Source organism: Synechococcus sp. R8-2 (assembly GCF_047461715.1).
Lineage (GTDB): Bacteria > Cyanobacteriota > Cyanobacteriia > Thermostichales > Thermostichaceae > Thermostichus.
Map to the genome: position 1 here is coordinate 1 of NZ_JANSHQ010000488.1, position 2,729 is coordinate 2,729.

The following is a 2,729-nucleotide window of genomic DNA, read 5'->3' on the forward strand; positions in this document are numbered from 1 at the left end:
CGGCTCAAGGCCTACAAAGCAGTGGATCCCGGCCTCCGCTACCAGGGCTTGGTCAATGGGGAAGCGGATGTGGCAGTGGCCTTCGGCACCGATGGAGAAATTGCCGCCTTTGACCTGGTGCTGCTGGAGGATGACAAGCAGCTTTTCCCCCCCTACCAGGTGGCGCCGGTGGTGCGCAAGGACACCCTAGAGGCCAACCCCGGCATTGCCGCTGCCTTAAATGCCCTTTCCCCCCTGCTGACGGACGAGGTGATGCAGCGGTTGAACTACGAGGTGAGCGGCAACCGCAAGGAGCCGGCGGAGGTGGCCAGAACTTTCTTGGTGGAAGCCGGCATTCTCAAGAAATAACCTTGCCTGTTGCATGAGACCCTGAGGTGAGCACCGTCGAGTTCGAGCGGGTATCGCTGCGCTTTCCCCACAGTTCCCAGCCGGCTGTGGAGGAGTGCAGTTTTTCCATAGAATCGGGCCAGTTGGTGGTCATCCTGGGGCCTTCTGGCTGCGGCAAAACCACCCTTCTGAAAATGGTGAATCGCCTACTGGATCCCACCCAGGGGCAGATTCGCTTGGACGGGCGGGATATCCGCCAGTTTCCCGTCACGGCTCTGCGGCAGCGGATCGGCTATGTTATCCAGCAATCGGGGCTGTTTCCCCACATGACGGTGGCCCAGAATGTGGCGGTGGTGCCGCGACTTTTGGGATGGGCGAAGGAGCGCATCCGCGAGCGGGTGGACGAGCTGCTCAGCTTGGTTAATTTGCCCCCCCATGAGTACAGAAACCGCTACCCTGCCCAACTGTCGGGTGGACAACAGCAGCGGGTGGGGCTGGCGCGGGCGCTGGCCGGGGATCCAGGGCTGCTGCTGATGGACGAGCCCTTTGGGGCCATCGACGCCATTACCCGCAGCAAGCTGCAAGAGGAGATCCTGCGCCTGCAACGGCAATTGAAAAAAACCATCCTGTTCGTCTCCCACGATGTGGAAGAGGCGCTGCGCCTGGCGGATCGCATTTTGGTGATGCAGAAGGGGCGGGTGGTGCAGTTCGACACTCCCTTTCGGCTGCTCACCCAGCCGGCTACTCCCTTTGTCAGGGAACTGCTGGGGGCAGATGACATGGTACGGCAGTTGAGTGTGCTGCGGGTGGAAACGGCGATGGCCGGGATCCCGCACAACCACAAAATCCAAGAGGGAGCGATGGTGAGGCCCCAGGCCACTTTGCGGCAAGCCTTGTCCCTGCTGTTGCGCACAGGGGCGGCAGCCCTGACGGTGTGGGAGGACGGGCGGGCCATCGGCGTTTTGACCTTGGATCACATTCGCAGCTTGGCCATGCTGGAGGGGGGATCCGCGTGAGCTATCTCCTCAACCACCCCGGCCTGATGTGGCAGCTCACCCAAGAGCATCTGGCGATGGTGGGGATGACCTTGGGCATGGCGGTGGTGTTGGCGGTGCCGCTGGCTCTGCTGGTTCACCACGTGCGCTGGTTGGCCCTGCCGGTCATGGGGATCCTCAGCATCCTGTACACAGTGCCCAGCCTGGCTTTGATCATTTTGTTGGTGCCCTGGCTTGGCCTCAATGCCCGCTCGGTGGTGGTGGCGATGGTGATCTACACGCAGGTGATCTTGGTGCGCCATTTTTGCGTGGGCCTGCGCTCGGTCGAGCCTGCCATCCTGGAAGCTGCCAAGGGCATGGGGATGAACCTCTGGCAACGGTGGTGGCAGGTGCAGGTGCCGCTCATGCTGCCCATTGTTTTGGCAGGGCTGCGGCTGGCGGCAATTGTGGCCATTGCCATTGCCACCGTGGGCGCCAAGTTTGGGGCAGGGGGACTGGGAACCCTGCTGTTCGATGGCATTGCCCAGGCCGGTCGCTACGACAAGATCTGGGCCGGATCCCTGGCGGTGGGATCCCTGGCCTTGCTGGTGAACACAGCCTTGCTCAGCCTGGAATGGGCGGCCCGTCGTGGCTGAGGGGATAAACTTTCGAGCAGGTCGGTCTTCTCTGTAGTTCTGTGTATAGTTCTGTGGGGCGAAGCTGGGTGTAGCATGGGTGAGCAACCAGGGACTCCGTCCCGCTGGCGTGAGCGGGTGAGAGATTGGTCATCCCGCGCCGATTGGGAGCTGATGGAAGCGCTCAAGGCGGGGCAACCTGCTGCTCTGGCTGCGCTCTACGATCGCTATGCCGGCTTGGTCTATGGGCTGGCCTTCAAGATCCTGGGCCACGTGGCCGAGGCAGAAGACCTGACTCAGGAGGTGTTTGTCGAGCTGTGGCGCAAGGTTGGCTGTGATCCAAGGACTCCGTCCGAGTCGCGCGAGCGGCGGGGATCCCTGAGCAGTTTTTTGTGCATCCTGACCCGCTCGCGGGCCATTGACCGTCTGCGTTCTCAGGGCAGCCACCAACTTCTTTTGAAACGCTGGCAGACCATTCTCAGCGCCGTTCGTGTTGACGGAACGGAGTCCCATAGCAAGATCCCGCTCCCTTTTGAGCAGGTTTCCATCGAGGAGCGGCGGCAAGCGGTGCAAGCGGCCCTCGGCCAACTGCCCGAAAGCCAGCGGCAGATCCTGGAGTTGCTCTATTACCAAGGGTTGAGCCAGGCGGACATTGCTCGCCAATTGGGGATCCCGTTGGGGACGGTTAAGACCCGCTCTCGCCAAGCTCTCTGCAAATTGCGGGGATCCCTGCGCGCCCTTCTGGGTTTCTGCTCGCGTCAGCGGGACCGCGTCCTTTCGCGTTAGCGGGACG

The 2,729-nt window shown here is 62.1% G+C and carries 4 protein-coding genes; all 4 read left to right on the plus strand.

Annotated elements, in window-relative coordinates:
* Positions 1 to 348, plus strand: a 348-nt coding sequence (locus NW819_RS11405; RefSeq protein WP_414413811.1) for a glycine betaine ABC transporter substrate-binding protein, incomplete at its 5' end; no start/stop codon positions are given.
* Between the two features lie 26 nt (positions 349 to 374).
* Positions 375 to 1,343 carry an ABC transporter ATP-binding protein gene (locus NW819_RS11410; RefSeq protein WP_414330555.1) on the plus strand — a complete coding sequence of 323 codons (969 nt, stop codon included), beginning with the start codon at positions 375 to 377 and terminating at the stop codon, positions 1,341 to 1,343.
* Positions 1,340 to 1,957: an ABC transporter permease gene (locus NW819_RS11415; RefSeq protein WP_414344038.1), complete on the plus strand. Its 618-nt coding sequence runs from the start codon at positions 1,340 to 1,342 to the stop codon at positions 1,955 to 1,957. Before NW819_RS11410 ends, NW819_RS11415 begins: the two co-directional genes overlap by 4 nt.
* 75 nt (positions 1,958 to 2,032) lie before the next feature.
* A complete protein-coding gene (locus tag NW819_RS11420) occupies positions 2,033 to 2,722 on the plus strand; it encodes a sigma-70 family RNA polymerase sigma factor (protein WP_414375574.1) in 690 nt (229 codons plus the stop codon).
* Positions 2,723 to 2,729: the final 7 nt, after the last annotated feature.

What these genes read in the sequence shown, in the direction of transcription:
- NW819_RS11420 (WP_414375574.1), top strand. Translation starts at nt 2,033, where the DNA reads ATGGGTGAGCAACCAGGGACTCCGTCCCGCTGGCGTGAGCGGGTGAGA.